This is a genomic window from Lentilactobacillus sp. Marseille-Q4993 (genome assembly GCF_951230165.1).
GTDB lineage: Bacteria > Bacillota > Bacilli > Lactobacillales > Lactobacillaceae > Lentilactobacillus.
The window spans coordinates 62,632-85,944 of the sequence record NZ_CATNVB010000002.1 but is presented as its reverse complement, the minus strand read 5'-3'; the positions used below and the strand labels follow the sequence as shown (position 1 = coordinate 85,944).

Here is a 23,313-nt window from a genome sequence, read left to right as displayed (position 1 = left end):
ATTTTTGTTTGGTTGCTTTTGATTTGCAAAAATTTATTTATTTCTTCTTTGCTGTTTGCCGGCATTTCGCTGTCTACCAGCATTTCGATTCTGGTTATTATCGTTATGATTTTTAGGAGTAGTGGAGTTGTTGGCAGGTTCAGCCGGAGTGGACTTGGGCAGTAGGTCATCAACGGTGACCTGCTTAACACCCTCCATTTCCTTTGCAATATCTTTTCTGATTTTTGGTCGGTAAAGATTGATAATAATTGTTTGCAAACAAGCAAACAATCCACCAATGAAGAAGTATAGTCCCAAACCTGCTGGGGCGTTAACCGTCACGAAGAAAATCATCACCGGACTAATTAACATCATCGTCATCATTTGCTTTCGCTGGTCCTTAGGAGTTCCGAGCATGCTTAGATATGCTTGGAGTAGGTATGAAAGCAAGGATAAAATAGCGAGCAACATACTAGTTTGGCCAAGCTTTATTCCCATAAACATATCATGTGATAGTTCAGGAGAATACCGAATCGCGTAGTATAGAGCTGAGAAAATCGGCATCTGAATTAGCAATGGAAGACAGCCAATTCCACCAGTCATTGAGATGTTGTTTTGCTTATAGATTTTCATCATCGCTTGACTGACCGCTTGCTGTTCTTCTGGTGTCTTTGCTTCTTTTTGACGTTTTTGAATCTCAGCAAGTTGTGGCCGAACTAATTGCATTTTTTCTTGTTGGATGGTTGTGTTTCTCATTTGCTTAACCATCATAGGCAACAGTACCATTCTAACGATTACCGTAAGAACGATGATTGCCCAACCGTAACTACCTACGAACTGAGCAATCCACTCCATCACTGATTGTCCTGGTTTTGCAAGATAGTCGTAGACCATCCCATAAGGCTTTCCGGATTTAGTTGTGCGGACACAACCACTTAAGACGATTCCTAACGTACCCAATAAACCAAGGGTAACGATTGGCTTTATTTTTTTCATAAATGAACCCTTTCCAATGTGTGTTAATATGATAATCAGACAAAAGTAATAATACTTTACTTTCGCTTGGTTTTCAATTTAATATTTAGCGTCAAAGCCAAATCCGGGATTAATTGACGTCTCGGTAATATCGACATTAGTCACTTTTCCGTAAGGCGTGGGTGATTTTTTGACAGCTGAAATAAAGGATTGAAGGGATGGCTCATCTCCATTTGCAAGGATTTCAACGCTACCGTCAAGGTTGTTTTTTACCCAGCCATTGATTTTTAGGCGATTAGCTAATTTGATAGTTGCATAGCGAAAGCCAACCCCTTGTACCCGACCCGAAACAATAATATTTACAGTTTTTGTTGCCATACAGATTACCACCAATCAAATAAAATAATGTAGGAGTTACAAATGAAAATAATTAATTCTAAACAGAATAATCATGTCAAAGAATGGAAGAAATTGCAAACCAAGAAGGAGCGGACAAAGACTGGCCAGTACATGATTGAAGGGTGGCACTTAATTAATGAAGCCCTTCAAAATGATAAGCACATTTTGGCAGCAATCGTTACCGACGAGAACGATGCAGATAAGTTTGAAACTCGGGCTGATGATGTATTTCTCGTTTCAGAGGAGATTGGCGAAACGATTTCTGACACTAAGACTCCCCAAGGTGTATTTGCTGTTATGGAAGCGGAAGATTATCACGAAACGATTCCTGACAACCTTGATGGCCAGTGGTTATTATTAGATGGGGTTCAAGATCCAGGTAATATCGGCACAATAGTTAGAACTGCAGATGCAGCCGGGATCAATGGGGTTGTGTTCGGTAAGGGTTCTGTTGATATCTACAATCCAAAGCTGATTCGGTCAATGCAGGGGAGCCATTTCCATATCCAACTATTTCAAGGAGAGTTAACCGAATGGATCGAGAAGCTTCATGAGAGTGGAATCAAGGTCTACGGAACAGAATTAAACAAGGATGCCCTTCCTTATAATGAAGTTCAAGGAATCGACAGGTTTGCCTTTATTGTTGGTAATGAAGGTAATGGAGTATCTGACGAAGTATTATCACTTACTGATAATAATCTTTATATTCCAATGCCTGGTAAGGCTGAATCTTTAAACGTCGCAGTTGCGACTGGAATTGTTCTATTTCACTTGGTAAATAATAGTGCGATTTGATTGAATTTTTTTCAGAAAGCATGTATTATGCACATTAGATAAATGAAAAGGGGAATTCCATGCAAAATAACGATTGGAAAAATGACGAGTTGTACGTATCGTTAGTTGAGGACCTATTGGCCACTGATATGGTCAAAAACCTTGCCAATTACACGCAACACCATCACTCTACTAGACTAGAGCATTCCATTTCAGTTTCATACGATAGTTATAAGATTGCTAGACGGGCAGGATTAGACTACCGAGCTGTCGCAAGAGCTGGGTTGTTGCATGACCTATTTTTCTATGACTGGAGAACCACCAAGTTTGACCTCGGTTCCCATGCTTTTATTCACCCACGGGTTGCCCTTAGAAACGCGGAGAAGATTACTGATCTATCACCAATTGAAAAGGACATTATTTTGAAGCATATGTGGGGTCTCACTTTGGCAAGACCTAAGTATAAGGAAAGTGTAATTGTTTCCTTAGTGGATGATCTTGAAGCAGTCAGAGAATTTTCGAGTCCTCTAAAAGAAAAGTTATCAACAAAATTGAGTAAGGTATTTTAGAATCGTAGTTGGGGGTGACATTATGACTACAGCAAGTGTAAATAAATCATTAGATTATTATCTTTGTCCTAAGTTTGAAAAGACTTTTTCATTCTTAGGCAAGAAGTGGAATGGCTTGATTATTGATGTTCTTCGCCAAGAAGGTACGTTAAGATTCCGAGAGATTGCCCGCCAGATTCAAAAGTGCTCAGATCGAGTACTAGTTGAACGTTTGCGTGAACTCGAAGAGGATGGCGTTATCGTTAGAACGTGTCACGAAGATTCATCGTTGATTGAATATTCGTTAACTGATCAAGGTAAAGAATTAGCACCAATCATGGAAGCAATCCATAACTGGTCAGAAAAATGGTATCCTGGTTTTGAGTGTCAAGACTAGCTTGACCATTTTTTTATTTTGGCTTATAGTTTCATAGTAATGCAAATTAAGTGGGAGTAGTAAGTTGGTACCACTCTTCAGAGACCTCGTGGTTGGTGGAAACGAGGGAGTGGAAATTCTGAATTCACCCGCTTAGCTGATATTGGGAGTTATACTTAATAACAAAAAATATCCCGGTGATCGCCGTTATCGATTTGAGAGTACAGGCCGTCTGGCTTGTAAACTAGGGTGGTACCGCGATGCTTCGTCCCTTTTTGGGGATGAAGCTTTTTTTGTGCCAAAAATATGGAGGGATTACATGTCATTAAAGGATGAATTAACACAAATTCGTGACGAAGGTCTTGAGCAGATCAGTCACACGGATGATTTAAAGGAACTCAATGATATTCGAGTTCACTTACTTGGTAAAAAGGGGCCAATCACTACTGCCCTTAGATCAATTAAAGAATTACCAGTTGAAGAACGACCAGGGGTTGGTAGTTATGCCAACGAAATTCGGGATGACTTAACGAACGGTTTGACTGCTCGTAAAGAACAACTTGAAGATGCAAAACTTGAAGCTCAGTTAGAAAGTGAACAAATCGACGTTACTTTGCCAGCTGCTCCTGTTGTGCAGGGTCAACCTCACGTTATTCAACAGATTATTGACGAAGTGGTTGATTTGTTCTTAGGAATGGGTTATCAAGTTTTGACTGGCCCTGAAGTTGAAGAAGAGAAGTATAACTTCGAAATGATGAACTTGCCCAAAGATCATCCAGCTCGGGACATGCAAGATACGTTCTACATAACTAACGATATATTGATGAGAACGCAAACTTCACCTATGCAAGCCAGAACCCTTGAGAAGCATAACTTTGAAGAAGGACCATTGAAGATGATTTCACCAGGGATCGTCTATCGTCGTGATACTGATGATCCAACCCATTCACATCAATTCCACCAAATCGAAGGATTGGTAATTGATAAGAATATTACGATGGCTGATTTGAAGGGGACATTGGTAACGATGACCCATGAGATCTTTGGTGATAAATTTGATATTCGTTTAAGACCAAGTTTCTTCCCATTCACGGAGCCTTCAGTTGAAGTTGACGTTACGTGCTTTAATTGTATGGGTAAGGGCTGTGACGTATGTAAGCACACTGGTTGGATCGAAGTACTTGGTGCTGGAATGGTTCATCCTAATGTTCTCAACATGGCAGGGGTTGACTCTGAAACTTACGGTGGATTTGCCTTTGGGTTAGGTCCTGATCGATTTGCGATGTTGAAATACGGTGTCGATGACATTCGTGACTTCTATCTAGACGATGTCAGATTCTTAAATCAATTCGTTAAGAGAGGTATCTAAAATGAAATTATCTTACAAATGGGTCAAGGAATACTTAGATCTAAACATTCCAGCAAAAGATTTAGCTGAAAAAATTGAACGAACTGCAGTTGAGGTTGATTCGGTTGTAACACCATCTGATAGTTTGAAAAAAATTGTCGTCGGTAAAGTGCTCAGCATGGAAAACCATCCGGATTCAGATCATCTTCACGTATGTCAGGTTGACGTTGGCGAGGAAGAGCCACTACAAATTGTTTGTGGAGCTCCTAACGTTGCTGAAGACCAAAAAGTTATTGTTGCCTTACCCGGTTCACGAATTGGTGGTAACGTTAAAATCAAACGGTCAAAGATGCGTGGAGTTGTTTCAAACGGGATGATCTGTGGCTTGGATGAAATTGGAATTTCAAAGGACTTAGTACCAAAGGAATGGGCCGATGGAATCTACGTTTTTGAAGATGACGCTAAAATTGGCGATGACGTATATTCATACCTTGGGTTAGACGATCCTGTCATTGATCTTGATGTTACTCCAAACCGCGGTGACATGCTTAGTGTTATGGGTTCACTCCATGAACTGGCAGCAATTTACGATAAACCATTGACGATTGAACAGCCAAAGGTCGAAGAAGCTGGCAGTGCGATTGAGAATGATATCCAAGCAGAAGCTGATCCAACTCTTGCCCCGGTTTACAAATTAAGGGTTGTTAAGGGAGTAACGGTTAAACCAAGTCCGGCTTGGTTGCAAGTTCGGTTATGGACCTCTGGAATCAGACCCATCAATAATATTGTCGATGTTACAAACTATATCTTGTTGAAGTATGGCCAACCATTGCATGCTTTTGATAGAGGTAAAATCAACGGGAATATTAAAGTTAGGACGGCTACTGAAGGCGAAACAATCGTTACGTTGGATGAAGAAGAGAGAGAACTTAAGGATACAGATATTGTCATCGCTGATAACGATAAGCCAATTGCCATTGCTGGTGTGATGGGTGGCTTAAATAGCGAAATTGACGATGACACAACCGATGTTGCAATTGAATCAGCAATCTTTGACTCAATCAAAATTAGAAAGACTGCCAGACGCCTTGTACTGCATTCTGAGGCATCCCAACGGTTTGAACGGGGAATTAACTATGACACTGTTCAGGACGCTGTAGACGAAGCAGCAGCCCTTATGGTTGAGCTTGGTGGTGGAACTGTCGACAAGGGAACAGTTAGTGCCAGTGATACCGAACGAGAATTGCCAGTTGTAAACACTTCAAGTTCCAGAATTAACAAAGTTCTTGGAACCAATTTGACTAGTGATGAAATTCAAGCGATTTTTAATCGGCTTGGCTTTGATTCCAAACAATCTGGTGATGAATTTGTAGTTACAATTCCTGCTCGTCGGTGGGATATTTCGATTCCAGCTGATTTAAATGAAGAAATTGCTAGAATTTACGGGTATGATAATTTACCAGCAACGTTGCCAACTGGTCGGACTGCTGTTGGTGCTTTGACCGCCAGGCAAAAACGTGAACGTGCACTTCGTCATTCTCTAGAGGGGCTTGGATTAACCCAAGCAATCTCTTACTCGTTAACCACTGCTGAAAAAGCAAAGATGTACATGACTCGGGATAGTTTTGAAACTAAGCTAAGTTTTCCAATGACTCAAGACCATGCCGCCTTACGAATGAACCTTATGTCAGGGTTGGTCGATGATGTGGCCTATAACAAGGCTCACAAAGTATCTGATGTCGCACTCTATGAATTTGGTCGGGTATTCTTTAAGGATGATGCAGACCAAGTTCGGCCGAGTGAAGTTGCCCACGTTGCTGCCGTTTTGACTGGTAATTTTACAGATCGAAACTGGGATCAAAAGGCAAAACCAGTCGATTTCTACCTGGTCAAGGGAATTGTTGATCACTTGATCAGTAACCTTGGAATCTTGGGACAAGTTACTTATGTTGCTAACTCGGATATTAAAGAAATGCATCCTGGTCGAACTGCTGATATTTTGATTGGTGGTAAGAAGGTTGGATTTGTTGGCCAAGTTCATCCTAAGATTCAAAAACAGTTTAAGATAAATGATACTTATGGCTTTGAATTGGACTTTGACTTGCTCGATCATTTACCACAAGTCGAAAGTCAATATCAATCAATTTCCAAATACCCTGCAGTCACTCGTGATATTGCGGTCGAGGTTAACGATGAAGTTACTAATACCGCTATCGAGGACATTATTAGTAAACGCGGTGGAGCTTACCTAAAGAGTATTGAGTTGTTTGATGTTTACAATGGTGATAATATTGCTGACGGTAGGAAGTCTATGGCATACTCATTGACGTTTAACAATCCAAATGACACTCTTAAAGATGAAGAAGTCAATGAAACATTCGAAAAAATTAAGAAACATTTAACTGACGAACTAAGTGCAGAAATTAGGTAGTTTCCTAATTATAATTAGGTTGACAGTTGATAGGAGGAGCTACTAATGAACGACAGTCCGCAGCCTAAGCCTAATAGAGGATTAGGTAGAAAAATCATTATTTCCGTGATAACGATTCTGGTGTTGTTACTTGTTTTGACCGGGATTCTAGGGTATCGGTATTTTCAAAATGCACTAAAACCACTTGATCCTCATAATAAGAACGTAAAGCAGGTTCACATTCCACTTGGTGCTTCAAATAAGCAAATTGGCTCCATTTTACAAAATAAAAAAATTGTTACGAGCGGGATGGTTTTCGATTACTATGTTAAATCGAATAATCTTTCTAACTTCAGAGCTGGTTATTATCAATTGAAGCCATCGATGAGCTTGAAGCAAATTGCTAAAAACCTGCAAAAGGGTGGTAGTGATGAGCCAATTCAAAGTGCAAAGGGAAAGGTTTTAGTTGCTGAAGGAGCTAACGTTCAACAAATTGGCCAACGAATCGCTATGACTACTGATTTTTCTCAGGCTGATTTTATTAAGTTGATGAAGAATGATCGGTTTGCTAACCAATTAGCAAAGAAATACCCTCAGCTTTTGACCTCAGCAGTGAAATCAAAAGGGACTAGGTATCCACTTGAGGGATATTTGTTCCCAGCAACTTATGAAGTTAAGAAGAATATGTCACTTCAACAGTTAGTTGATCAGATGGTTGCGAAAACTAATCAAGTTATGACGCCTTACTACAGTCAAATCAAGAAAAAGAAGATGACTGTTCAACACTTTATGACATTGGCATCTTTGGTTGAAAAGGAAGGTTCCAAGCAGGCTGACAGGCGGAAGATGGCTGGGGTGTTCTTAAACCGAATTGCTATTAACATGCCACTTCAATCTGATATTTCGGTTCTCTATGCAATCAATAAGGAATCAAAGACGTTAACAAATAAAGATTTAAAGGTAAATTCACCTTATAATCTCTATAAAAACACCGGGTATGGCCCTGGACCATTTGCCAACCCAAGCCTTAGTTCGATTAAGGCTGTCCTGAATCCAGCCCAAAGATCGAAAAAGTATCTATATTTTGTTGCGGACACTAAGTCTGGTAAGATATACTATTCGAGAACTTATGTTGAGCATCAACAAAAGACCGCTAAGTACATGCAGTAATCCTAAGGAGTAAGACACAGTGAGTGAAACAAGAAAGCCTGTCGTTATTGGTGTGACCGGTGGGTCTGGAAGTGGTAAGACTACAGTTAGCCGAAAGATTTTTAATGAATTATCCCATAATTCAATCATGATCCTTCAGCAAGACTCTTATTATAATGACCAGACGGACATGCCGATGGCCGAGAGAAAAAAGTTAATTATGATCATCCGCTTGCGTTTGATACCGATTTACTGATTAAACAGCTAAAACAACTCCTTGACTACAAGGCAATTGATAAACCAGTTTATGACTACGACCAGTACACTCGAAGTACTGATACTATTAGACAAGAACCACGAGAAGTTATCATTCTTGAAGGAGTTCTGATTTTAGATGATAAGCGGCTTCGTGATTTGATGGATATCAAAGTTTTCGTTGATACAGATGACGACATTCGAATCATTCGTCGAATTGAACGAGACACGAAAGAACGTGGTCGGAGTCTTGACGGAATTATCAAACAGTATTTAAATACTGTTAAGCCGATGTACCATCAATTTGTTGAACCGACAAAAAGGTATGCAGACATAATTGTTCCAGAGGGTGGAGAAAACCAAGTCGCGGTTGACTTGCTAACTACCAAAATCAAATCAATTCTCCTTAAGCGGGGCTCAAAGAGAATCGATAATAATTCAGATTCTACAATCTAAGAAGGGAAGAACAACAATGGCAGAAGATTCATATCCAATGACAGCCGAAGGTAAACAAAAACTTGAAGAGGAACTTGAGGACTTAAAGGTAAACCAACGTCCTAAGGTAGTGGAGCGAATTAAGATTGCTCGTTCCTACGGTGATTTGTCTGAAAACTCAGAGTACGAATCAGCTAAGGATGAGCAAAGTATGCTTGAAAGTAGAATTCAAACCATTGAGCACATGATTCAGTACGCTCAAATCATTGATTCTAACTCATCAGATAAGGACGAGGTTACCGTTGGTAAAAAGGTTACTTTCCAAGAATTACCTGACGAAGATCCCGAAACATACCAAATTGTTGGGGCAGCCGAGGCAGACCCAATGTCTGGCAAGATTTCAAATGACTCGCCAATTGCAAAGGGGCTTCTTGGGCACAGATTGAACGAAGTAGTTACAATTCCAATTCCAGCTGGAAGTATGGAAGTCAAAATCACAAGCGTTGAATAATTGTAGTTGATAATGGGCCACCGCTAATCATTGAATAGCGGTGGTTTTTCTATTGCCGTTTTTATAAAAATGCATTATCGAGGATAGTTTGTGAAAGTGTAATTGTTTTGTTAGCTAAGGGATAATGATATAATAATGTAAGCGATGACAAATAGTTAAGGAGCGTGACAGTATGAAAATTACAGTGACGGATTCGGCCAGCAAATGGTTTGAAGATGAAATGGGTCTGAGTGAAGGTAATGGGGTAAGGTTTTACGGCAAGGTCTATGGTAAGACCCCCGTTCATGACGGCTTCTCCTTAGCTCTAACGCGTGATGATAATCCACGAGACATCTACGCTGAAACGGTTAAAGATGGCGTCACGTACTATGTAGGTGAGGGTGACGAGTGGTTCTTCAAGGGGTATGACCTAATCGTGAACTATGATCCTGCTATTAGCGAGGATCTCACGTTTGGATATAGGGAAAACGGCGAACTAGATAAAAATTAACGATGAATAGTAAAGGGCTTCAGCCATCTCGTTACAGAGATGATGCTGAAGCCCTTTTTGATGGGTTATTTAGTTTTATGCTTCTTGATTATAATTAGACCAATTGCACCGATTAACGTAATTAGCGAAATTGCTATTCCAAGTTTAAATCCTTTGGGGAAGTAAGTTAGCTTTAATGTACCGTCGGTTGGATTGTCGATTGCGATAAAGTAGTTTGACCATTTTGAAATCGGAACCTTCTTACCATTGATCTCAGCAGTCCACCCTTTGTCATAAGGTATCGTAGTTTTGATTTCGTCACTATTTTCAGTATTAATTAGCTTAGTGGTAACGCTATTAGCTCTGGCTTTAGTAACGGGTAAGGCTGATTTATTTAACTTCGTCATCAATTTATCTAAGTTATCATTGTTTAAGCTATAGAAATTGATTTTTGAAGTCCAAACGTTGGCCTTCTTTATCTTAAAACTAACGTGAATTGGTTGGTCCGCATTACCGTTATTCCCTAAGTTGATTACCGCCAGCTTTTTAAATGGGCGATACTGGTTGTATGGTTGACCGTTGATAGAAAGTGATATTTCGTCCGATGAAAATTCAGGATTGAATGTCATGTACGTGGAACTGTTTTTAGAGGTAGGAACGTCGACACTTATTGTTGCAGGTTTTAACAAACTAGCCTTACTGATCAACGTATTATTTAAAGAACCAATTGGGTTGGTATTCGTTGTTTTTAGGTTAGTTGGTTGAATCAAGCTGAAGATATCGTTGTTTGCCCCAAGCGAGTTGGCAAGAGCACTTTGATACTGAATTGGATCGTTATTTTTAGCCAGATTTTCCATTGGTAGAGAATCAGTACTAAATATTAACGGTAACGCATTCGGGTTTTTATAGATTGAATAATCCTTGGTAGTATCGATTAGTTGATACTCCCGCAAATCCGCTCTTGAGACCGAATAATTTGATAATGTGGCTAAGGTACTCTTTTGACCATTCTCTTTATTTCCATCTTGAGAAATAACGTACTTCATTGATAACAGATCATCAGTAAATGTTGTGGGGTTGGTGTAAACAACGAATGAATCCCCGTTTGGAGTCCCGATATTACCGAAGAAGTTGGATGTCGATTGTTCAAGTGTTGAAGAGAAGCTTGATGCACCGTTAAAGTCGGAGGTCATTGGGTCATCCTTAGACCGCATGAATGTGGTTCCAACTCTGGTGAACTTGCTGGAACTATCGGCACTTTTAACTTTACCAACCGCCTCATCAAGCTTTCTAGCGTAGTTATTGTATTCATTATTTGAAACGTATGAAATACTGTTTAGCGAATTGATTAAGTTAAGGCCCATTTCACTAACTACTAGTAAGGATAGGGTCAAACTTAGCAATTTAACTTGTTTTCCTCTGGAAATCAGTAAAATTAGCGCTGCAGTTGCAACGAAGAACGCTACACCAAATAGGTATTTCTTAAGATCCATGTATTCGTATTTCTTCATTCTAAAGGCGATATAGATTAGGCCGACAACCATTATTCCAATAGAAATAAAGAACGGTTTTACTTCTAGGTCAGTCAGTGATGTGTGAGTCAGCGCTTCGCCAGCGATTAGAATCATCCAGAAACTGACAACAAATGAAAATCTGTATGGGTACCAAACGGGCATTTGAAATCCATGCCATAGAAGATCCAATGGATTGAAGCAGAGTGATAGGGCCAAAAAGGCAGTAAATATCAAGCTTCTAACCTTTAGATTTCGAGAGATTGACTTTGAAAAGAAATAGTACAGGAAGAAAATAATTACCAAACTAGCAACGAATAAATTTGGGGTTCCACTTGGCAACTGTTTGAAATCATACGAACCATTGATGAATTTTCCAATCATGTCTAGTGGGTTGTAATCAAATTTGAATTTGAGCTGTTTAGTAGCTGTGGCAACCTTGCTTCCCAGCAGTGAGTAATAAGTCGGAATGGTTACCCAGGCACTAAGAAGGATACCAATCAGAGTTGGCTTTAAGATTGACCATGCTCGAATAACATTTTTCTTGATACCAGCCTTGGGTTCAAGCCAGAATACGAGGACGTAAACAGCGGTAAACAAAAGAATCATGTATGCCATATAGTAGTTAAAAATCAGCATTAATGCTAATGAAATTGTGTATAGTTTAGCTGAATTTTCACTTTTGATCTTATATAAACCAAGGAAAATGAGTGGTAACATGTAAAGGGCGTCAAGCCAAATCAAGTTAAGTTGGTTTGCGACCATCCAGCCCATAAGTGAATACACAGTGGCGAGGACCGGAAGTAATAGGTTTGTTCGTTTGAATACTTTTGAGCCCATGATGGAGAAAGTAAGCCCACTTAATCCATATTTAAGTAAGGTAACAAAGGTTACAACAGATGGCAGCATACTTTTTGGAAAAATAACAAAAAGTAAATTTAATGGACTCATCAAATAGTAAGCCCAGGTACCAAACATGTCACCACCAAGGGCTTTTTGGAATGAATAGAATATTCCAGTTGGGTCAGTTAAAAGTACGTGCCTAAAATATGCGTAAAAATCTATGTATTGTTGTCCCATGTCCACCGTCAGTAATGATGATGAGCCAAACGGGGTGAACCCTCTAAAGATAAAGTACGCTGTGACGATAATCACGGGCACTATGAAGCTAAGTACGTGAGTTACTCTATTGTTTTTCATTGTCTAAATCAACCTTATCTTTTTAAAATTAACAGGTTTAAGGATAGCATAAATATCTTAAAGAATGGATAAGTGTTCTAGTTTTTAAAGAAAAAATTTGATAAAATTGAATTCACGTGAGGAGTTTGACACATTGAAAATTTTTAGAAAAAGAAACAAACGAAAAAAGAAATCTAGATCATCGTCACTTCCATTCCGAATCAACGTTATTTTTGCGGTGGTTGGGGTGTTGTTTATTGCATTGGTAGTTCAGCTTGCATATCTGCAAGTTCTATATGGTAGCAAGTTCAAGGCCGAAGTTAACCGCTCGGATTCATCGGTCGTTAGTGCCAACGTTCAGCGGGGGATGATTTACGATTCTGACGGCAAAGTGTTAGTAGGAAATTCAGCTCATCCGGCTATTACCTACACCAAAAGTGTTAACGCGCTGTCATCAGATATTTACGATACGGCAACCAAGTTGGCTAAGTACGTTAGCATTTCCACTAGGACTTTGACTAAGGGGCAGTTGGCTGAGTATTATTTGTCTAATACAAATAACCTATCAAACGTGCTGAAAAAAATTCCAAATGCGTCTTCTTATAGCTCTGATGCTAGATACCAGAAAGCACTTGATTATGTTCAATCACATTCGGTTAACTTTAGTAGGCAGACGAAAAATGCAGCGGCCATATTTGAAAAGATGGCTGGCGCTTATCAGCTATCAACGGTCAACATTAAGGATGATGGCGTTACTCAAAGAGAAATTGCTGCCGTTGGGGAGCATTTAGCTGATTTATCCGGAATTAACGTCGGCACTAGTTGGCGAAGAAACTATCCTGATGGTGAATCGATTCAAAACATTGCCGGAACCGTTTCAAATGAAAAAACGGGATTACCATCTGATCGGGTAAATGAATTGCTCGCTGAAGGATATTCGAGAAATGACAGTGTTGGTCAAAGTTATCTTGAACAAGAATACGAACCAGTTCTTCGGGGAACTAAGTCTCAAACCCAAGTGTTTTTGAATAGTGATAACGAAATCACAAAAGAAGTAAAGAAGTATGGTGGTCAAAAGGGAGACAACTTGCAACTGACCATCAATGCTAAATTCCAGAAGAAACTTCAATCACTTGTTACGAGTGCTGAGAAGGGGGCTGGTGGGTACTCGACCGGAACCTATGCCGTGGTTATGAACCCGAATAATGGTGAAATTATTGGAATGGCGGGTGTTAATCGCGATCCAGAAACCCAGAAGATAACGTCCAATGTTCTTGGAACTATTAATAGTTCTATTGTTATGGGATCTGTTGTCAAAGGGGCAATGGTATCTGGAGCCCTACAGGATGGGGTTATTACGCCAGGCAATAGTACTCTTACTGATAAACCAATCAACGTTGGTGGTGTTAAGAAGTCTTCTTGGTTTAATAAAAAAGGGAGTGCCGATATATCAGTCGATGCTGCTGGTGCGCTAGAAGTATCCTCTAACTCATACATGATGCAGTTAGCGATGAAAGAAGCTAAATTCAACTATGTTGATGGTGGCGCCCTCAACATGAGCACAAGTATTTTCCCTAAACTGCGTGCCCATTTTCAACAATTTGGGTTAGGAGTGAAGACGGGAATTGATATTCCTGGTGAAACAACAGGGATTCAAGGTGAAAGCGACTTTACCCATATTGGTAGTGCTCTTGATCTTTCTTTCGGAAACTACGATGCCTATACTATGATTCAAGTTGCACAATACATGTCTACAATAGCCAACGGTGGCTATAGAATTGAACCCCATGTTGTTAAGGCTATTCGGGGGACAACAAAGTCCGGAAAGTTAGGGGCTGTTAAAGAAACGGTGATGCCTAAGGTTCTGAACTACGTAAGTATGACTCCTGCCCAACGTGCGCTTGTCAAACGTGGATTGTACCAGGTTGTTCACGGCTCTAACCAATACAAGACTGGTGGAGAACTAGATACTATCAAGCCGGGAATTTCAGCTAAAACAGGTACGGCCCAGACATTCTACAACGGTAAGGAAACTGTTACTTTGAGTTTGGGTTCATATGCACCATCTAAACATCCAAAGGTTGTTGTGGCGCTTGCAATGCCAAACCTTGATGTTGACGCTGAAAGTAACAATATGCAATTGGCTAAGAAAATATATTCTGCTTACTGGAGTACAGTTGAAGCTAGGTCATCAGCCAATAATCAGTAAGTCGAGGCTGGTAACTGATTAGCGTAGATGATAAAATTACTGTCGTTGATAAAAACTAATTGGAGGGTCGATAATGAAAAAGCAAAGTTTGTTCGTTAATGACTCTCTCAATATTAAAAAGGCTTGGGCAAGTGTGCCCAAACCTTTTTTAATTTAACTGGATGGAGTGTTAGCCTTGGATAAAAAACCAGCGGTTCGAAAAATGATTCTGACAAAGTTAACGGAGTTAAGAAATGATGGCGCGTTTGACTCTCAGAGTAGTAGATTGGTTAAGCAGCTTATTGATTCACCTGAATATAAAAACAGCAATGTTATTGGCGTTACCATGAGTATGCCCGGCGAGTTAGTTACCACCCCAATAATTGAGGATGCTTGGCGGGAAGGAAAAACGGTGGTCGTGCCAAGAACACTTTCAGATTGGCAAATGGAGTTTGTTCAGTATGATTCTAGTACGGTTATGGAAAAGTCCTACTTTGGCGCTGATGAGCCCAAGGGAGGAAAGGTTTATCATAAGCGTGACATTGATTTGATTATTGTGCCTGGATTGGCATACACCAAACTTGGTAATCGCCTTGGGTTTGGTGGCGGATATTATGATCGTTACCTTGCAGATTATGAAGGAAATACAATTTCGTTAGCTTTGCCGCCACAATTTTACAAGGAGCCAATTTGGCCGGTTAGGGACCATGATGTTACCATAAAGAAAATTATTTATTAGTTAAGAGGATAAGTTGTGAATAATATAAAAGATAAACCGTTTATAACGTACGGCCTACTGGCAATTATGGTCGTTGTGTTTGGAATTATGACCATTAGCGGTGGGACTACTGATCCGACTAACTTAGTTAGGTTTGGTGCTAAGTTTAATCCGTTGATTGTTCAAGGTGAATACTGGCGACTGTTTACGCCAATGTTCATTCATATTGGATTCACTCATATTTTGATGAATGGAATTACTCTTTACTTTATCGGCCAGTACGTTGAACAAATATTTGGCCACACAAGATTCTTAGTATTGTTTATTGTATCTGGAATTGTTGGGAACTTAGCCAGTTTTGCATTTAGCATCAGCGTTTCCGCTGGAGCAAGTACAGCGATATTTGGATTATTTGGAGCATTCATGATGTTAGGTGAAAGTTTTTCTGACAATCCGGTAATTTCTTCCATGGCAAAAACATTTTTGCTGTTTATTGTGTTAAACATTGGGATGAGTCTTGCAACATCCGGAATTGACATTGCTGGGCACATTGGTGGCTTAGTTTCTGGATTCCTAGCAGCTTATGTTGTAGGAGTTCCGTTTGGAAAAGTAAGCCCTTTAAAAAGAGTAATTGGATTAGTTATGCTAATCGTTATCATTGTTGCCCTATTCAGCATGGGGTTAAGTAAAAATATGTAAAAAACTTTCTTAAATTGAACCAAATTTGGACTAGGATGTGAGATAATGAAAACGCTATATGATGTTCAACAGCTTTTAAAGAAGTTTGATATTTATGTGTATGTAGGGAAGAGAATGTGGGATATAGAGGTCATGGCGCTCGAACTTGATCATTTGCATAAGGCAAAACTAATCACTCATGATGAGTTTTTGAAAGCTAAAATGGTCTTAACGCATGAGCATCGTGTAGAAGAAAAAAAGCAAAAGTAGGAGGCAGTTTTTAATGGCCAAGAAGTTAATTGGAATTGATTTAGGTGGAACGACTACTAAATTCGCGTTTCTAGATAGCGAGGGTAATATTCTATCTAAGTGGCGGATTCCAACCGAAATTAGGGATGGGGGACAACACATTGTTCCTAATATGATCAAATCAATTACGGATCAAATGAGAAAAGAAGATTATAGTTCCGGTGATTTTATTGGAATTGGAATGGGAACCCCTGGTGCAGTTAACCGTGAAAAAGGAACTGTCGTTGGGGCATACAATTTAAACTGGACGGAGATTCAGCCTGTTGGTCAGTTGATTCAAGAAGGACTTCACTTACCAATTATTATTGATAATGATGCTAATTCAGCAGCATTGGGTGAATTCTGGAAGGGTGCTGGTAATCAGGCACAAGACGTTGTGTTTGTTACCTTAGGAACTGGTGTTGGTGGCGGAGTCGTTACTAATGGTAAATTAGTTCACGGTATCAATGGTGGTGCCGGCGAAATCGGTCATATCACTGTTCAACCAAACGGATTCCTCTGTACTTGTGGTAAGCGTGGCTGTCTTGAACAATACGCATCAGCAACTGGGGTAGTCAACGTAGCTAAGGATATAGCTCAAAAGTTTACTGGCAAATCTAGACTACTTGATATTATCGATAACGATGAAGAGTTAACTTCAAAGATGGTTTTCTTTTTGGCGGACAACGGTGATATTTTAGCTAATCAAATTGTTGATAGAGTATGTAGTTACTTGGGATTAGCACTTTCTCATCTTGGAAACACGCTTAATCCTGAAAATATTATCATCGGTGGCGGAGTTTCAAATGCAGGAAATACATTATTACAGCCAACAACTCGTTGTTTTCAAGAAAATGCCTTTCCTTCAGTGAGAGATTCGACTAGAATTAAACTAGCTCAGTTAGGAAACGACGCTGGGGTCATTGGAGCTGCATCGTTGGCGTTGCAGTTTAGAAAAAATGGGCCAATTGGTCTGTAAATTTATTAGGTAAAGGAGATTGTTGTAGTGAATCTTGGCGTAAGTATTGCAAACATGGTATCTTGGGGGATTTTAATTTCTCTGTTGTTGGGATGGTTGATTTATGACCTCATTCAAAACTATCGGGCGAGAAATGCCGCAACATATTTATCGAATGAAGATTTTAGAGCTGGGATGAGAAAGGCTCAAGTTATTGACCTTAGAGAAAAGAACAACTTTAAAGCTGGCCACATCTTAGGTGCTCGTAATATGCCATACTCGACCATTAGAAACTTTTATGGTCAACTTCGAACTGATCTACCTGTGTATCTTTATGATCAAGGAAAAGCAATGAGTAAGAGAGCTGCAATTTTCTTGAAGAAGAAGGGCTACAAAGAAATCTATTTGCTTAAAACTGGTTATCAGAACTGGGACGGTAAGGAAAAGAAGAGTGATTTCTAGCCTTTTGATATTGGATTCTTTAATCCAGATAAAAACCGGTGCCTATTCATTAAGAATGGACACCGGTTTTGTGTGAAATAACATTTAATTATTAACCGTTATGAGCGGAGCGACTTTTACGCATAGCCTTTTTACGGTTTTCTTCGAATTTTTGTTCTTCATCTTCAATGGGATCAACAACAGTCTTTTTAAATGTAAATAGGCCACCAAAAAGTGCTGCTAATGTTCCTAAAATTCCTACAAATAATCCGCCTGTAAATTTTTTCATACTTAACTACCTCCCTATTTATGTACCTTATACTTTTCATTATGCTTTATTTAGGGATAATAATCTAGTTTAATGAATAATTTTCTGAAAGAAATTATCAAATGATTTACATAGCAGTCAGAATAAAAGGAGGGAAGCAGCTATGCTAAAAGTTATTGCAATTGTTGGCCCAACTGCGGTCGGAAAAACAGATCTATCAATCAGATTGGCTCAACAGTTTAATGGTGAGGTCATTTCTGGTGACTCGATGCAAGTATATCGAGGATTAGATATAGGGACCGCTAAAGTTACGAAGGATGAGCGCCAAGGCATCGTTCATCATCTAATCGACATCTGTGATGTTTCGGAACAGTATACGGCTGCAAGGTTTGCTACTGAAGCATCGAATGCTATAAACGAAATTCATAGCCGTGGTCATTTGCCAATTATTGCTGGTGGAACTGGCTTTTATTTACAAGCACTTGCTGAGGGGCTTAATCTTGGTGGCCAACAAAGCACCGATAACCCAGAAGTCGCCTCGAAAATTGACAAAATCTATTTGGAGCAAGGCAAAGATGGCCTCCATGAATGGCTACAGCAATTAGATCCAGCATCAGGGGCGAAAATTCCAGCAAATAATGTGCGCCGCGTTAAGCGAGCCCTAAATGTGATTTTGAATACGAATCAGTTGTTTTCAGTGCAAGTTGACGAGGAACCAGAATTGGACATTTACTATATAGGCCTAACAACCGATCGCACACTGTTATATGAGCGCATTAATAAGCGAGTTGACTTAATGATTGATGCCGGTTTGGAAAACGAAGCTCATTGGCTTTATGACCAAGGGGGAAATAGCCTCCCGGCAGCTAAGGGAATTGGTTATCATGAGCTGTTTGAGTATTTTGATGGTGAAACCAGCTTTGAAGATGCTGTGGAATTAATCAAAAAAGATTCTCGGCATTATGCAAAACGACAACTTACATGGTTTAGAAATAAAGTAAGTCCAAATTGGTATAACTTGGTTGAACATCCAGACACGATTGAAAATGTTATTCATGACGTTGATAGTTGGCTTAAATAAAAGAATTTTAAAATTCATGTCATGTTTTATAACATTAACTATTGACTTAATATCTATCAATGGTATTATTAAACCATGTTTTGGAGGTGAACAATGTCAGAGAAGGAATTAAGACGTTCGTTGGCAGTTTTGCCAATTGGAACGGTAATGAAGCTAACTGATTTGTCAGCGAGACAAATTCGTTACTACGAGCAGCAAGAGTTGATTAAGCCCGAGCGAAACGAAGGTAATCGAAGAATGTACTCGCTGAAAGATATCGATCGTCTGCTTGAAATTAAGGATTACCTTGATGAAGGATTGAATATTTCTGGAATTAAGGAAGTCTATAAGAAGCAGAACCAGATTGAAATCGAGAAGAAGAAAAGTCGAGAAAAGCAGCTTACTGATAGCGATGTCAGGCGGATACTTGAGGATGAATTCTTGCATATCGGGGGTCTTGTTCCTCCTACTTCGTCATTGCAGAACCCTCAAAACCCTAAAATTTAGCTGAAGAGGATAAGGATAGGAGATTAACGATGGCTACTAAACATGACTACACTAAAGATGACATTCGGCGTATGGTTAAAGACGAAGACGTTAAGTTTCTTCGTTTAATGTTCACTGATTTATTTGGAACAATCAAAAACGTTGAGGTGCCAATTACTCAACTTGATAAGTTACTAGACAATAAACTGATGTTTGACGGTTCTTCAATTGAGGGATTTGTTAGAATTGAAGAAAGTGACATGTATCTTTACCCAGACCTTTCAACTTGGATGGTCTTCCCTTGGAGTTCTGAGAGAGGGAAAATTGCCAGAGTTATTTGTGAAGTCTACACTCCAGATGGCAAACCATTTGAAGGAGACCCTCGTAACAACTTGATTAGAGTTCTGGAAGATATGAAGAAGGCTGGATTTACAAGCTTCAATATTGGACCAGAACCTGAATTCTTCCTCTTCAAGATGAATGATAAGGGCGAACCTACTCTCCACCTTAACGATAAGGGTAGTTACTTTGACATGGCCCCAATGGATCTTGGTGAAAATTGTCGCCGGGAAATTGTTTTAACCCTTGAAGAAATGGGATTTGATGTTGAAGCTGCCCATCATGAAGTTGCTCCAGGCCAACATGAAATTGACTTTAAGTATGCTGATGCGTTAGCAGCTGCTGATAATATCCAGACTTTCAAACTAGTTGTTAAGACAATTGCCCGCAAGTATGGTTTGTATGCTACATTCATGCCAAAGCCATTAAGTGGAATCAACGGTTCAGGAATGCATCTTAACATGTCATTGTTTACTGAAAGTGGAAATTCATTCTTTGATGAGAAGGGTGAAATGGAACTTTCCCAAGATGCATATTACTTCTTGGGTGGATTGTTAAAGCACGCTCGTGCATTTACTGCGGTATGTAATCCAATCGTAAACTCATATAAGCGATTAGTTCCTGGCTATGAAGCTCCAGTTTATGTTGCCTGGTCAGGTTCAAACAGATCACCACTAATTAGAATTCCTAGTGCTCGGGGCAACTCGACTCGTTTGGAAGTAAGAAGTGTTGATCCAACTGCTAACCCATACTTGGCAATTGCTAGTGTGCTTGAAGCTGGTCTTGACGGGTTAAAGAACAAGATTGAGCCTGAAGACAGTGTCGATCGCAACATCTATAGAATGGACGCTGAGGAAAGACAAGAGAGCCATATTAAGAACTTACCCGACACTCTTCACAATGCTTTGAAAGACTTAGCGGCTGACGAAGTTATGAAGAATGCCCTTGGCCCACGTTTGTACCAAAGCTTTATTGAAGCTAAGAATCTTGAGTATGATTCATACAGAACTCAAGTTTCAGGTTGGGAACGTGACCAATACCTCGAAAAATATTAATAAATGAACAATAAAATATTCTAATTTTATAAGAAGTTGGTTAGCTTTTATAGCTGCCAACTTTTTTGTTTTAAAAATCGGATAAAAACCTTTATTTATCAGTCTTTTTTAGATAACATGAACTTATGAAATAAAAAAATAATGAGGAAGCAATATGGATATGAATGAAACTAATGATCAATTTGGACAAAACGATAGTATTTTGTCAAAAGCTGTTGATCAGAAGGTCGACTATTTAAACCAATTAAATGAGTCAATCAACAATGGGGACGATCTGAAGATATACGAGCTAATTGACAAGAATCGCTATTTAACTGAATTTATGAAGCAGGAAGAGTCAATGGAACCGGATTATTTTAATCTGGTATCTGATTTGCATGATGAATTAAGTCATCACTTGAGTAATCGCTTGATTGACTACTTAGGCAAAACATACCCGTTCTTTTATTATCATGAGTACCAATTGGGGCAGTTTAAAATTTATTTCGGTAATTGGTGGGATCACCGAATGTTGGGGGAATTGGACTCGATCAACGTCAAGTTCATGTTCGATGAAGATGAATTTAATCGCTTGGCAGATTCTTTCAAACTCGAACTTGATAATCGTCGCGTCAATGATGCCACTATGAAGAGTTTGGCGGATGAAAATGAAAATCTAACTCAGTTGTTGGAACAACAGGATCAACGTGATGCTCAAAAGGACGAGTTGCGTCAGAAGCTCCAAGAAAACGAAGAGAAGTCACCAATGCCTTGGGAAGCAGCTAAAATCAAGGAAGAAAAGGAACGCTTGAACAGTCAGCTACTTGAACTCACAAATCTTGATGAAAAGGCGGCAGGTGGTCGTCAACAAATCAAAGAAAATGAGAACAAGATTCTAGCACTGTCTAAAGAAGAAACCATTTTAACGCTTGAGAAGCAAAACATTCGGTCAACGTTTGGTAGCTTTGAGGCTTTCAATGATAATAATGCTCACTTATACGAAAAATACCTAGAGTATCTTCAAAATGAATCGCAGGTGAGTGACCATGAGTAATAATCAAGAGAATAATTCAAAAAATAACATTTTCTCGACATACACTGACTCGATTCAGTTCGGTCTTGATAAGGGGCTTCAATACGTAAAGTATTTTAAGCAGTTAGTCACGACTAAAGACCCTGCAGAACTTTTGGAATCAACGGAGATGTTGACAAAGTCTACTTTAGACTCTCAATATGTTACTTTTCCTCACCAATTTAGTAATGAGGACGTTCAGTTGATTTTTATGACCAGACTATTAAAACTGACTGGATTAGCTGATAATTTTAAGATTAAGGATTCTGAATACGTTCAAAAATTATATGGTGTATTTGATTCGGTTGAGGATGAAACTTTCTCGTTTGCAAAGTCACAGGTATCAACCACTGGTTATTATTTAAATGCATCTAGTGGTAATCAACCATTGATGTACTTGAACATTCCAACTAAGGAATTGCTGTTTAATGGGCCTGCTATCATTGACTTCTTCGTAGTGGAATTAAAGGATACGGAAGCAGATAAAATCAAGGCTGCTTTGACCACCCTTATTAATTTTGGTAAGGTACTAAAGGAAAAAGCTGGGTTCAAGACCGATTTCAATGTGCTGGATGGTGTCAATGAGGAATTCTATGAGTTTGCTGCGGGTAATATCGCAGAGGAGATCATGGACGAATTGTTTGTTAAATCAGCTGAAGAAAACTACATATTGATGGCTGATGAGGACAATAACGCCTTTCTTACTTTGAATGCCAAGACAAAGTTGATAATTGCTGATAAGGGTAATGAAGATCAGCACAAGTACGGAGCCTTTGTTCAGGATGATGACCAGACTGAGAACTGGGTATTTCTACTACTTGATTATCCATTTATCAGGGATTGGTACCTCGCAAATAGTCGGCAACTTGAAATCATGGCTGATCAAATTGTATTTGGATAGGAGTTTAGTTTAAAAGATGGATTTACAAAACATGCTGGCAGCATCGGTTTATCTTAATCGAATGATTGAAAGCAAAAAGCAACTGCACTGGGTGCAACAGTCTAGGGTAGCTAACGCTTTTGTGGCGTTAGATGTTGAGTTGGCTGAGGTTGCTAATACCTCCGAGTGGTTCAAAGTTTGGAAAACTAATCGGGGGAAGAGTGATTCAGATAAGACTCCAAGGGAAACTTTGTTGTTTGAATACGTCGACGCAATGGATTTCTTTCTACTAATTAGTAATCTAAAGAACTGGAATCATATTGTTTTGAATATGCAAGATGAGATTGATGACATCAAGCAACTAAGGGCTGAAAAGAATTTAGATAAGCAATACTTAGCTTTAAAGCGAATGTTGTTCAATAGTTACTTTGAAAAAAGTGAATCTGATTTTAGACATGCTTTCAAACTGTTCTTGAAATTTGGTTTAGTCGATTTTGGCTATGCTGAGGATGAAATTGAAAAGGCGTTCATGGATAAGAACGAAGTTAATAAACAAAGACAAGATAGTAATTATTAATATAGAGC

Annotated in this window: 24 protein-coding genes, 1 pseudogene and 1 other annotated feature; of the genes and pseudogenes, 21 read left to right on the top strand and 4 right to left on the bottom strand. The window is 39.2% G+C overall.

The window, feature by feature from the left end; all coding sequences use genetic code 11:
* Positions 1-33: 33 nt before the first annotated feature.
* Both yidC and QOW94_RS01305 read right to left on the bottom strand, forming a co-directional pair.
* Positions 34-975 (bottom strand): membrane protein insertase YidC, encoded by a 942-nt coding sequence (gene yidC, locus QOW94_RS01310; protein WP_283678251.1) that lies wholly within the window; start codon positions 973-975, stop codon positions 34-36.
* Between the two features lie 78 nt (positions 976-1,053).
* Positions 1,054-1,332 carry an acylphosphatase gene (locus QOW94_RS01305; protein WP_283678250.1) on the bottom strand — a complete coding sequence of 93 codons (279 nt, stop codon included), beginning with the start codon at positions 1,330-1,332 and terminating at the stop codon, positions 1,054-1,056.
* Positions 1,333-1,374: 42 nt separating this feature from the next.
* Between QOW94_RS01305 and QOW94_RS01300 the strand changes: the two genes are divergently transcribed.
* The 9 genes and pseudogenes from QOW94_RS01300 (at position 1,375) to QOW94_RS01260 (ending at position 9,649) form a co-directional block, all read left to right on the top strand.
* On the top strand, positions 1,375-2,148 hold the full coding sequence (locus QOW94_RS01300; RefSeq protein ID WP_283678249.1) for a TrmH family RNA methyltransferase: 774 nt from the start codon (positions 1,375-1,377) through the stop codon (positions 2,146-2,148).
* A gap of 59 nt (positions 2,149-2,207) precedes the next feature.
* Positions 2,208-2,696, top strand: a complete 489-nt coding sequence (locus tag QOW94_RS01295) for an HD domain-containing protein (protein ID WP_283678248.1) — start codon at positions 2,208-2,210, stop codon at positions 2,694-2,696.
* 22 nt (positions 2,697-2,718) lie between these two features.
* Entirely contained in the window at positions 2,719-3,072 is a 354-nt protein-coding gene (locus QOW94_RS01290) for a winged helix-turn-helix transcriptional regulator (protein WP_283678247.1), read from the top strand.
* Positions 3,073-3,107: 35 nt separating this feature from the next.
* Positions 3,108-3,327 (top strand) — a binding site (T-box leader).
* A 43-nt stretch (positions 3,328-3,370) separates the two neighbouring features.
* The gene (gene pheS, locus QOW94_RS01285; protein WP_283678246.1) at positions 3,371-4,420 is read left to right on the top strand and encodes a phenylalanine--tRNA ligase subunit alpha; all 1,050 of its coding nucleotides are present in this window, start codon (positions 3,371-3,373) and stop codon (positions 4,418-4,420) included.
* A gap of 1 nt (position 4,421) precedes the next feature.
* Entirely contained in the window at positions 4,422-6,830 is a 2,409-nt protein-coding gene (gene pheT, locus QOW94_RS01280; RefSeq protein WP_283678245.1) for a phenylalanine--tRNA ligase subunit beta, read from the top strand.
* A 45-nt stretch (positions 6,831-6,875) separates the two neighbouring features.
* The gene (gene mltG, locus QOW94_RS01275) at positions 6,876-7,979 is read left to right on the top strand and encodes an endolytic transglycosylase MltG (protein WP_283678244.1); all 1,104 of its coding nucleotides are present in this window, start codon (positions 6,876-6,878) and stop codon (positions 7,977-7,979) included.
* Between the two features lie 19 nt (positions 7,980-7,998).
* A pseudogene (gene udk, locus QOW94_RS01270) lies at positions 7,999-8,669 on the top strand (uridine kinase).
* A 16-nt stretch (positions 8,670-8,685) separates the two neighbouring features.
* Positions 8,686-9,159 carry a transcription elongation factor GreA gene (gene greA / locus QOW94_RS01265; RefSeq protein ID WP_283678243.1) on the top strand — a complete coding sequence of 158 codons (474 nt, stop codon included), beginning with the start codon at positions 8,686-8,688 and terminating at the stop codon, positions 9,157-9,159.
* A 172-nt stretch (positions 9,160-9,331) separates the two neighbouring features.
* Positions 9,332-9,649: a HesB/YadR/YfhF family protein gene (locus tag QOW94_RS01260; protein ID WP_283678242.1), complete on the top strand. Its 318-nt coding sequence runs from the start codon at positions 9,332-9,334 to the stop codon at positions 9,647-9,649.
* 65 nt (positions 9,650-9,714) lie between these two features.
* Here QOW94_RS01260 and QOW94_RS01255 read toward each other — a convergent pair whose 3' ends face one another.
* Positions 9,715-12,339: a YfhO family protein gene (locus QOW94_RS01255; protein WP_283678241.1), complete on the bottom strand. Its 2,625-nt coding sequence runs from the start codon at positions 12,337-12,339 to the stop codon at positions 9,715-9,717.
* Positions 12,340-12,472: 133 nt separating this feature from the next.
* Between QOW94_RS01255 and QOW94_RS01250 the strand changes: the two genes are divergently transcribed.
* The 6 genes from QOW94_RS01250 (at position 12,473) to QOW94_RS01225 (ending at position 17,610) form a co-directional block, all read left to right on the top strand.
* On the top strand, positions 12,473-14,527 hold the full coding sequence (locus QOW94_RS01250) for a peptidoglycan D,D-transpeptidase FtsI family protein (protein WP_283678240.1): 2,055 nt from the start codon (positions 12,473-12,475) through the stop codon (positions 14,525-14,527).
* Positions 14,528-14,702: 175 nt separating this feature from the next.
* The gene (locus QOW94_RS01245; protein ID WP_283678238.1) at positions 14,703-15,245 is read left to right on the top strand and encodes a 5-formyltetrahydrofolate cyclo-ligase; all 543 of its coding nucleotides are present in this window, start codon (positions 14,703-14,705) and stop codon (positions 15,243-15,245) included.
* A gap of 15 nt (positions 15,246-15,260) precedes the next feature.
* Positions 15,261-15,923, top strand: coding sequence for a rhomboid family intramembrane serine protease (locus tag QOW94_RS01240; RefSeq protein WP_283678237.1), 663 nt, complete (start codon positions 15,261-15,263; stop codon positions 15,921-15,923).
* 45 nt (positions 15,924-15,968) lie between these two features.
* Positions 15,969-16,172 carry a YqgQ family protein gene (locus QOW94_RS01235; RefSeq protein WP_283678235.1) on the top strand — a complete coding sequence of 68 codons (204 nt, stop codon included), beginning with the start codon at positions 15,969-15,971 and terminating at the stop codon, positions 16,170-16,172.
* 13 nt (positions 16,173-16,185) lie between these two features.
* Entirely contained in the window at positions 16,186-17,169 is a 984-nt protein-coding gene (locus tag QOW94_RS01230; RefSeq protein WP_283678234.1) for an ROK family glucokinase, read from the top strand.
* A gap of 54 nt (positions 17,170-17,223) precedes the next feature.
* Positions 17,224-17,610, top strand: a complete 387-nt coding sequence (locus tag QOW94_RS01225; RefSeq protein WP_283678325.1) for a rhodanese-like domain-containing protein — start codon at positions 17,224-17,226, stop codon at positions 17,608-17,610.
* A gap of 91 nt (positions 17,611-17,701) precedes the next feature.
* Here the strand turns inward: QOW94_RS01225 and QOW94_RS01220 are convergent, their stop codons facing one another.
* Positions 17,702-17,878 (bottom strand): DUF3042 family protein, encoded by a 177-nt coding sequence (locus QOW94_RS01220; protein WP_283678233.1) that lies wholly within the window; start codon positions 17,876-17,878, stop codon positions 17,702-17,704.
* Positions 17,879-18,020: 142 nt separating this feature from the next.
* On the opposite strand from QOW94_RS01220, the gene miaA reads away from it, so the two are divergent.
* From miaA to QOW94_RS01190, 6 genes are all read left to right on the top strand, one after another.
* Positions 18,021-18,938: a tRNA (adenosine(37)-N6)-dimethylallyltransferase MiaA gene (gene miaA / locus QOW94_RS01215; protein ID WP_283678232.1), complete on the top strand. Its 918-nt coding sequence runs from the start codon at positions 18,021-18,023 to the stop codon at positions 18,936-18,938.
* A 93-nt stretch (positions 18,939-19,031) separates the two neighbouring features.
* On the top strand, positions 19,032-19,424 hold the full coding sequence (locus QOW94_RS01210; RefSeq protein WP_283678231.1) for a MerR family transcriptional regulator: 393 nt from the start codon (positions 19,032-19,034) through the stop codon (positions 19,422-19,424).
* 29 nt (positions 19,425-19,453) lie between these two features.
* A complete protein-coding gene (glnA, locus tag QOW94_RS01205) occupies positions 19,454-20,797 on the top strand; it encodes a type I glutamate--ammonia ligase (protein ID WP_283678230.1) in 1,344 nt (447 codons plus the stop codon).
* A gap of 154 nt (positions 20,798-20,951) precedes the next feature.
* Complete coding sequence (locus tag QOW94_RS01200; RefSeq protein ID WP_283678229.1) at positions 20,952-21,830, top strand: hypothetical protein; 879 nt, start codon at positions 20,952-20,954, stop codon at positions 21,828-21,830.
* Entirely contained in the window at positions 21,823-22,749 is a 927-nt protein-coding gene (locus QOW94_RS01195; protein ID WP_283678228.1) for a hypothetical protein, read from the top strand. The genes QOW94_RS01200 and QOW94_RS01195 overlap by 8 nt, the downstream gene beginning before the upstream one ends.
* Positions 22,750-22,765: 16 nt before the next feature.
* A complete protein-coding gene (locus tag QOW94_RS01190; protein WP_283678227.1) occupies positions 22,766-23,305 on the top strand; it encodes a dUTP diphosphatase in 540 nt (179 codons plus the stop codon).
* Positions 23,306-23,313 lie beyond the last annotated feature (8 nt).

Bases quoted from the DNA above. Each gene is read 5' to 3' on its own strand.
- yidC (WP_283678251.1), bottom strand. From the start codon at position 975: ATGAAAAAAATAAAGCCAATCGTTACCCTTGGTTTATTGGGTACGTTA.
- QOW94_RS01305 (WP_283678250.1), bottom strand. From the start codon at position 1,332: ATGGCAACAAAAACTGTAAATATTATTGTTTCGGGTCGGGTACAAGGG.
- QOW94_RS01300 (WP_283678249.1), top strand. From the start codon at position 1,375: ATGAAAATAATTAATTCTAAACAGAATAATCATGTCAAAGAATGGAAG.
- QOW94_RS01295 (WP_283678248.1), top strand. From the start codon at position 2,208: ATGCAAAATAACGATTGGAAAAATGACGAGTTGTACGTATCGTTAGTT.
- QOW94_RS01290 (WP_283678247.1), top strand. From the start codon at position 2,719: ATGACTACAGCAAGTGTAAATAAATCATTAGATTATTATCTTTGTCCT.
- pheS (WP_283678246.1), top strand. From the start codon at position 3,371: ATGTCATTAAAGGATGAATTAACACAAATTCGTGACGAAGGTCTTGAG.
- pheT (WP_283678245.1), top strand. From the start codon at position 4,422: ATGAAATTATCTTACAAATGGGTCAAGGAATACTTAGATCTAAACATT.
- mltG (WP_283678244.1), top strand. From the start codon at position 6,876: ATGAACGACAGTCCGCAGCCTAAGCCTAATAGAGGATTAGGTAGAAAA.
- greA (WP_283678243.1), top strand. From the start codon at position 8,686: ATGGCAGAAGATTCATATCCAATGACAGCCGAAGGTAAACAAAAACTT.
- QOW94_RS01260 (WP_283678242.1), top strand. From the start codon at position 9,332: ATGAAAATTACAGTGACGGATTCGGCCAGCAAATGGTTTGAAGATGAA.
- QOW94_RS01255 (WP_283678241.1), bottom strand. From the start codon at position 12,339: ATGAAAAACAATAGAGTAACTCACGTACTTAGCTTCATAGTGCCCGTG.
- QOW94_RS01235 (WP_283678235.1), top strand. From the start codon at position 15,969: ATGAAAACGCTATATGATGTTCAACAGCTTTTAAAGAAGTTTGATATT.
- QOW94_RS01230 (WP_283678234.1), top strand. From the start codon at position 16,186: ATGGCCAAGAAGTTAATTGGAATTGATTTAGGTGGAACGACTACTAAA.
- QOW94_RS01225 (WP_283678325.1), top strand. From the start codon at position 17,224: ATGGTATCTTGGGGGATTTTAATTTCTCTGTTGTTGGGATGGTTGATT.
- QOW94_RS01220 (WP_283678233.1), bottom strand. From the start codon at position 17,878: ATGAAAAAATTTACAGGCGGATTATTTGTAGGAATTTTAGGAACATTA.
- miaA (WP_283678232.1), top strand. From the start codon at position 18,021: ATGCTAAAAGTTATTGCAATTGTTGGCCCAACTGCGGTCGGAAAAACA.
- QOW94_RS01210 (WP_283678231.1), top strand. From the start codon at position 19,032: ATGTCAGAGAAGGAATTAAGACGTTCGTTGGCAGTTTTGCCAATTGGA.
- glnA (WP_283678230.1), top strand. From the start codon at position 19,454: ATGGCTACTAAACATGACTACACTAAAGATGACATTCGGCGTATGGTT.
- QOW94_RS01200 (WP_283678229.1), top strand. From the start codon at position 20,952: ATGGATATGAATGAAACTAATGATCAATTTGGACAAAACGATAGTATT.
- QOW94_RS01195 (WP_283678228.1), top strand. From the start codon at position 21,823: ATGAGTAATAATCAAGAGAATAATTCAAAAAATAACATTTTCTCGACA.
- QOW94_RS01190 (WP_283678227.1), top strand. From the start codon at position 22,766: ATGGATTTACAAAACATGCTGGCAGCATCGGTTTATCTTAATCGAATG.